The 6,771-nt window shown below is 62.0% G+C and carries 7 protein-coding genes and 1 pseudogene; 4 read left to right on the forward strand and 4 right to left on the reverse strand.

What is annotated here, in order from left to right; translation table 11 throughout:
• Positions 1-153: pseudogene (locus tag RMO18_RS14940) on the forward strand (peroxidase); the annotation flags it as partial.
• Here the strand turns inward: RMO18_RS14940 and RMO18_RS14945 are convergent.
• Both RMO18_RS14945 and RMO18_RS14950 read right to left on the reverse strand, forming a co-directional pair.
• On the reverse strand, positions 143-397 hold the full coding sequence (locus RMO18_RS14945) for a DUF6525 family protein (RefSeq protein ID WP_309666953.1): 255 nt from the start codon (positions 395-397) through the stop codon (positions 143-145). The pseudogene RMO18_RS14940 and the gene RMO18_RS14945 overlap by 11 nt on opposite strands.
• Positions 397-1,599: a GTP-binding protein gene (locus tag RMO18_RS14950; RefSeq protein ID WP_309666954.1), complete on the reverse strand. Its 1,203-nt coding sequence runs from the start codon at positions 1,597-1,599 to the stop codon at positions 397-399. Before RMO18_RS14950 ends, RMO18_RS14945 begins: the two co-directional genes overlap by 1 nt.
• A gap of 261 nt (positions 1,600-1,860) precedes the next feature.
• Between RMO18_RS14950 and RMO18_RS14955 the strand changes: the two genes are divergently transcribed.
• Positions 1,861-2,370 (forward strand): plastocyanin/azurin family copper-binding protein, encoded by a 510-nt coding sequence (locus RMO18_RS14955; RefSeq protein ID WP_309666956.1) that lies wholly within the window; start codon positions 1,861-1,863, stop codon positions 2,368-2,370.
• A gap of 69 nt (positions 2,371-2,439) precedes the next feature.
• Here the strand turns inward: RMO18_RS14955 and pnp are convergent, their stop codons facing one another.
• On the reverse strand, positions 2,440-4,572 hold the full coding sequence (pnp, locus tag RMO18_RS14960) for a polyribonucleotide nucleotidyltransferase (RefSeq protein WP_309666958.1): 2,133 nt from the start codon (positions 4,570-4,572) through the stop codon (positions 2,440-2,442).
• Between the two features lie 331 nt (positions 4,573-4,903).
• On the opposite strand from pnp, the gene RMO18_RS14965 reads away from it, so the two are divergent.
• Positions 4,904-5,161, forward strand: a complete 258-nt coding sequence (locus tag RMO18_RS14965; RefSeq protein ID WP_405054086.1) for a putative quinol monooxygenase — start codon at positions 4,904-4,906, stop codon at positions 5,159-5,161.
• 65 nt (positions 5,162-5,226) lie between these two features.
• On the opposite strand, the gene rpsO is transcribed toward RMO18_RS14965, so the two are convergent.
• Positions 5,227-5,496 carry a 30S ribosomal protein S15 gene (gene rpsO / locus RMO18_RS14970; protein WP_309666961.1) on the reverse strand — a complete coding sequence of 90 codons (270 nt, stop codon included), beginning with the start codon at positions 5,494-5,496 and terminating at the stop codon, positions 5,227-5,229.
• A gap of 351 nt (positions 5,497-5,847) precedes the next feature.
• Here rpsO and RMO18_RS14975 point away from each other — a divergent pair.
• Positions 5,848-6,771 (forward strand): calcium-binding protein (locus tag RMO18_RS14975; RefSeq protein ID WP_309666960.1); only part of this gene is annotated, 924 nt, incomplete at its 3' end.

Below are 6,771 nucleotides of genomic sequence, written 5' to 3' on the forward strand. Positions count from 1 at the left end.
GGCGTGCCGCTGGCCACGCCTGCAAACTGGGTGCCTGGGCAGGATGTAATCGTGGCGCTGGCGCTGAACAACGATCAGGCGAAGGAACGCTTCGGCGATCTGGACATCCGTCTGCCCTACCTGCGGTTCGCCAAGGCCCCCGTTAATGCCTGATCCGCCAAACCGCCGGAGCCTCGCGCGCCAACATGGCGGCTTCGGCGGCATTCAACCGCGCCAAGGCGGATTTGCGGCAGCCGGTCTGCGCCAAGGCCCGCTGCCAGATCCGCCGCAGGCTGCGCGGGCTCCAAGGCAGCGCCGCCTGGGCTGCCCAAAGGCGCAGATCCACCGGCAGCTGGTCATGTTCACGCATCGCGTCGCCGGTGCGGCTGCGCGCCCGGCGTGACCGCAGGTTTGACATTACGCGGCCTTGCGCCGCCATTCCGGAAACGGATCGGGCAGATCCGCCCAGACGGCGGGGGTGAAATCCCCCGCCGCGACCAGCGCCGCGTCCAACGCCACCCGCAGACCTGCCTCATCCATCCCATGCCCGATGAAAACCAGTTCCTGGCGCCGGTCGCCCCATGGCTCCTGCCATTTTGATGCCACCTCGCTCAGCGCATCCGGATGCGTCGGCCAGCGGTCCTTCGGCACGCTCGCCCACCAGCCGCCGAGGGGTGTCACCGAAGACACCGCCCCCGCCAGCGAAAACTCGGCCACCCAGTTCGGCCGGCTGGCCACCCAGAAATGTCCCTTGGCCCGGATCACCCCCGGCAATGCGCCATTCAGCACCGCGTGAATCCGCTCCGGATGGAACGGCGCGCGGGCGCGGTAGACGAAAGACGCGATTCCATATTCCTCGGTTTCCGGGGTGTGGTGGGCAAAGCCGTACAGCTCCTTGGCCCACAAGGGATGCTCGGACGCGCGGTCGAAATCGAACAGGTCGGTATCGAAGATCTCACCGGGGTCCACGACCGAGCGGTCCGTCTCGATCAGCACCGCATCAGGGTTCAGCGCCTTGATGATCTTGCGCGCCGCATCGGCCCGCTCTGGCCCTGCATCGGCGATCTTGTTCAGGATCACCACATTGGCGAACTCGATCTGATCGGTCAGCAGGTTCACCAGCGTGCGCTCGTCGCCCTCGCCCAGGCTTTCGCCGCGGTCGGCCAGAAAGTCATGGCTGGCAAAGTCGCGCAAAAGGTTGATCGCGTCGACAACGGTCACCATGGTGTCCAGCCGCGCCACATCCGACAGGCTCTCCCCCGCCTCGTCACGGAAATCAAAGGTCGCGGCAACCGGCATCGGCTCGGCGACGCCGGTGCTTTCGATCAGAAGATAGTCGAACCTCCCCTCCGCCGCCAGGCGCCGCACCTCGACCAGAAGGTCATCGCGCAGGGTGCAACAGATGCAGCCATTGGTCATCTCGACCAGCTTCTCCTCCGACCGCGACAGCTCGGTGCCCTCACGGATCAGATCCGCGTCGATGTTGACCTCGCTCATGTCATTGACGATCACCGCCACCCGGCGGCCATCGCGGTTGTTCAGAACATGGTTCAAAAGCGTGGTCTTCCCCGCGCCAAGAAAGCCGGACAAGACGGTAACGGGAAGGCGGGTATCGCGCATGAAAGTCCCTCATAATGTTATGTCATAACATAACTCCTCCTCGAAGCCGACTTCAAGGGGGATAAGACGCCACTTGCGCTCTCGGGGCGCGATGATCCTGGCATCCGGCCGCAGCGACCAACATCCGCGAGGGTCCCAGGCCACGCCCGAGGCGGCCAAAAGCCCTGCCGCGGGCCGCGTGATCTGGATCACAGCGGTGCTTGGCGCGCGGCGCTACCGTCGAACGGGGCAATAAGCCTAACCGCTATCGAGGAGACGGCCATGAAACTCACCAGACGTTCGGCACTGCTTGCTGCCACAGGCGCAGCTGTCGCCACCTTACTGTCGCTTCCCGCCACCGCTGCCGGCACAACGATCAACGTCTCGCTCTGGGACAAGGGCGGCATGTCGATGGAGACGATGGGCAAGATGCCTGCCATGGGCATGATGATGGGTGGCGATATGGCGATGGCGATGATGGGCATCACTGCCGATCAGGCCACGGTTCCTGCCGGCGAGGTCACCTTCGCGGTCACCAACACCTCGAAGGACCTCATCCATGAGATGGTCGTCACCGCCGTGGCCGATCCCGCCGTGCCGCTGCCCTATGTCGAGGACGAACAGCGTGTGGATGAAGATGCCGCAGGGCATGTCGGCGAGGTTGCCGAACTGGACACCGGGGCCACCGGCAGCTTGACGGTGACCCTGACGCCGGGCACCTATGTGCTCTATTGCAATGTCCCCGGCCATTACCAGATGGGCATGTGGACCGTGATCACCGTAACCGGCTGAACCGCCAGACCCACTGCAAAGGCCCCGAGGTTTCCCCCGGGGCCGGTGCAATCGGGTCGGCAAAAAGGCTTACGCCTCTTCTTTCGTCTCCACGATCTCGGCACCGGTCTCCTGATCGACCATCTTCATGCCCAGCCGCACCTTGCCGCGATCGTCAAAGCCCAGAAGCTTCACTTTCACTTCCTGACCTTCCTTCAACAGCTCGTTCGGGTGGTTCAGACGCTTGGCCGAAATCTGGCTGACATGCACCAGACCGTCGCGCTTGCCGAAGAAGTTCACGAACGCGCCGAAATCGACCAGCTTCACGACCTTGCCGGTGTAAACCTTGCCCTCTTCGGGTTCAGCCACGATCGACCAGATCATGTCATAGGCGCGCTTGATCGCAGCCGCGTCGTTCGATGCGATCTTGATCATGCCGTCGTCGTTGATATCGACCTTGGCGCCCGACACTTCCACGATCTCGCGGATCACCTTGCCGCCCGACCCGATGACTTCCCGGATCTTGTCGGTCGGGATGGTCAGCGTTTCGATCTTCGGCGCGTACTGGCTGAATGCCTGCGCCGAGGTCAGCGATTTCGCCATCTCGCCCAGAATGTGCATCCGCCCGTCCTTGGCCTGCGCCAAAGCCTGCTCCATGATCGCTGGCGTGATGCCCGCAATCTTGATGTCCATCTGCAGCGAGGTGATGCCGTTCGCGGTGCCAGCCACCTTGAAATCCATGTCGCCGAGGTGATCCTCGTCGCCAAGAATGTCGGTCAGCACGGCAAACTTGCCATCGTCTTCCAGGATAAGGCCCATCGCGACGCCTGCGACCGGTGCCTTCAGCGGCACGCCCGCATCCATCATCGACAAGCTGCCACCGCAGACCGATGCCATCGAGGACGAGCCGTTGCTCTCGGTGATCTCCGACACCACACGAATGGTATAGGGGAAATCCGTCGCCGCAGGCAGAACCGCCTGCAACGCGCGCCAGGCCAGCTTGCCATGGCCAATCTCACGACGGCCGGGGCTGCCTACACGGCCCACTTCGCCCACCGAATAGGGCGGGAAGTTGTAGTGCAGCAGGAAGTTGGACCGGCTGTTGCCATGCAGCGCGTCGATGATCTGCTCATCTTCGCCGGTGCCCAGCGTGGTCACCACAAGGCCCTGGGTTTCCCCACGGGTGAACAGGGCCGAGCCATGCGTGCGCGGCAGGATGCCGGTTTCGCAGACAATCGGGCGCACCGTCTTGGTGTCGCGGCCGTCGATGCGGATACCGGTCTTCACCACGTCGCCGCGCAGGATCGACGATTCCAGCTTCTTGATCGCCGGATACAGGTTTGCATCCTTCTGGTCTTCTTCCGAAACCGCCGCCTTGATCGCGTCAACCGCCGCTTCGATGGCCGAGGTCCGCTCTTGCTTGTCACGGATCGCAAAGGCGGCGCGCATCTGCTTTTCGCCGGCCTTCTTCACCCGGGCATACAGCGCCGAGTAATCGGGTGCCTGAAAATCGAACGGCTCTTTCGCGCAGTCTTCGGCGAAGTCGATGATCAGGTCGATCACCGGCTGCATCTGGGCATGGCCGAACTTCACCGCACCCAGCATTTCGTCTTCCGACAGCTCGTAGGCTTCGGATTCTACCATCATCACGGCATCTTTGGTGCCCGCGACAACCAGATCCAACCGCTGGTCGGGGTTGTTGCGCAGCACATGCATGTCGTCGACCGACGGGTTCAGCACATAGGCACCGGCCGTGAAACCAACGCGCGCAGCGCCGATCGGGCCCATGAACGGCACGCCGGAAATCGTCAGCGCCGCCGACACCGCGATCATCGCCACGATATCGGGATCGTTCTCAAGGTCATGGCTCAGCACGGTGGCCATCACCAGCACTTCGTTCTTGAAGCCTTCGACGAACAGCGGGCGGCAGGGCCGGTCGATCAGACGCGAGGTCAGCGTCTCTTTCTCCGACGGGCGCGCTTCACGCTTGAAAAAGCCGCCTGGGATCTTGCCCGCGGCATAGTATTTCTCTTGGTAGTGCACGGTCAGCGGGAAGAAGTCCTGCCCCGGCTTTTGCGTGCGGGCGTAGGTCACGTTTGCCATCACCGAGGTTTCCCCCAGCGTCGCAATCACCGAACCATCGGCCTGACGGGCAACCTTGCCCGATTCCAGGGTAAGCTTGTCACGGCCCCACTGGATGGATTTTGTCGTCACTTTGAACATGTATCGTTCCCTATATGAGAGCACCCACAGCCCCTGCCGTGTCTCTCGCTTGCATGGCGGCCCCATTGCCGCCGCCCCCTATCCTTTGCATGCGGCCGGGGGCATGGCCTCATATCGCAGATTCCGGGCGCATACAGGAAAACGGGGGGTTTGGGAAGGGGAGTGATCTTTTGCTCGCGCCCGTGATATTGTTGCGGTCGAGGCGAAGGGTGAACGTGCCCGGTCTCGCCTCTGATTGCGGGAGGGCGCAATGCGGCAACCAGAAGCAGGAAACAAGGTGATTGTTGGCTGGCTGAGCCTGAATCCGGGGGCTTAGCAGGCGTTTGACAACATCATCACGCGGTATCTGGAAGAGTGTCGCGCGGAGCCGGAGTGCCGGTTCTTCGAGATGATGCGGACACGGGAAGACCCATTGACCGTGCTGGTGTGCGAATGCTTCGACAGCGAGGCGGCGCATGAGGCGCATCTGCAAAGGCCCCATGTGCAGGCGTTCTTCGGGGCGCTGAGCAAGATCGCAGGGGTTGGCCGGTTCCAGAACATGGTGACGGCGAAGGTCACGCCGGACGCTGTGGATTTCTCGACGATGTGACACGGCAGAAATGAAAACGCCCGCAGCTTTCACTACGGGCGTCGTACATCGTCCTGTGGCCGAACTTACCGGCGCAGGCCCAAGCGGGTGATCAACGACGTATACCGCGGCTCGTCTTTCTTCTTCAGATAGTCCAGAAGCTTGCGGCGCAAGGCCACCATCATCAACAAACCACGACGCGAGTGGTTGTCCTTCTTGTGGCCCTTGAAATGCTCAGTCAGCGTGGCAATCCGCGACGACAGGATCGCAACCTGCACTTCCGGCGAACCGGTGTCATGCTCCTTGGTCGCGTATTCCTTGATCAGACGTGCTTTTTCTTCAACCGTAATCGACATCGGGATCTCCTTGGATAAGGGGTTATGGCGCAGGCCGGGATGTCGTCCAGCAAGGCCCTTGGAGGGTCCGCAATCTGGTGCGGATGCGCGCATATAGGGGAGTTCCCCTTGAAAGAAAAGCGTGAAGTGCTTGCCCAACGCCGGCATCATCCCCGCAGCGGGGCCGGTGTGGAAAACAGAATTGGTTAACCCAGAGTCGAAAAAAGCGGCTTGCGCAACCGGGCAATGCTTTCGGGATCAGGCGATTCGTGCTATCTCAGACGGAATGATTTTCTAAACCGGATCAAATGGTTAACGGAAATCTGGTTAACGGCGCGCTAAACCGCGCCACCGTTTAGGGGGTTGTCTGCGATGTTGTCTATTCTCGGTGTTTTGGGCATATTGTTTGCTGGCGTTGCAGCGGACGCTTTGCTATCGCACCCAACAAAGGCGGATGACGATAGCGATGATCTTCCCGACGACGGGGCCGGGGAAGATACGAATGGGCTGGATGGCGGCGCAGGTAACCTGCTTGATGATCCCGACGAACATATCGAAGGCAACCCCGTTTCCGACGACCTGCCTGATCCGCAAGACGCTGCCGTCTCGCTTCAGGGCGGCGAAGGAAATGATCTTATGTCTGGCGGCGGTGCGGCTGACACTCTGTCAGGCGGTGCCGGTGATGACCAGATCGACGCCAAGGGTGGCGCCGACACGATCGATGCCGGGGCAGGCAACGATATGGTCTGGGCCGGGGCAGAGGATGACAACATCTCCGGCGGCTTTGGTGATGACACGCTACACGGGCAGGCTGGCGATGATCTTGTGACCGGCGATTTTGGCGCAGACCTGCTGTTCGGCCACGAAGGTGACGATACGCTGTCCGGCGGGGCTGGTGCTGACACACTGTTGGGCGGCATGGGCGATGATGAGCTGTTTGGCGGCAGCGATGCCGACTGGCTTGCTGGCGGTGAGGGCGACGATTCCCTCTTTGGCGGGGCGGGGTCCGATATTCTTGATGGCAACGCGGGGGATGACCAGCTTTCCGGCCTCGACGGTGCTCAGGATGATGGCCAGACAGACTATCTGAACGGCGGCACCGGCAATGACGTGCTGACCCTCGGGATGGGCGACCATGCCATGGGCGGTGACGGCGAAGACAGCTTTGTCGTGCAGGAATGGCTGGCCGAAGGCAACGTGGCCCGGATTGCCGACTACGACTTTGTCCAGGACCAGATCGTCGTGGTCTACGACTCCACTGCCCATCCCGACCCGCAGCTAAGCCTTGCCACCAAA

The organism is Tabrizicola sp., from assembly GCF_031377265.1.
Classification (GTDB): Bacteria; Pseudomonadota; Alphaproteobacteria; order Rhodobacterales; family Rhodobacteraceae; genus JAUYQR01.

Excerpts from the sequence above, each read along its gene's own strand:
- RMO18_RS14945 (WP_309666953.1), bottom strand. The coding sequence starts at position 397 with ATGTCAAACCTGCGGTCACGCCGGGCGCGCAGCCGCACCGGCGACGCG.
- RMO18_RS14950 (WP_309666954.1), bottom strand. The coding sequence starts at position 1,599 with ATGCGCGATACCCGCCTTCCCGTTACCGTCTTGTCCGGCTTTCTTGGC.
- RMO18_RS14955 (WP_309666956.1), top strand. The coding sequence starts at position 1,861 with ATGAAACTCACCAGACGTTCGGCACTGCTTGCTGCCACAGGCGCAGCT.
- pnp (WP_309666958.1), bottom strand. The coding sequence starts at position 4,572 with ATGTTCAAAGTGACGACAAAATCCATCCAGTGGGGCCGTGACAAGCTT.
- rpsO (WP_309666961.1), bottom strand. The coding sequence starts at position 5,496 with ATGTCGATTACGGTTGAAGAAAAAGCACGTCTGATCAAGGAATACGCG.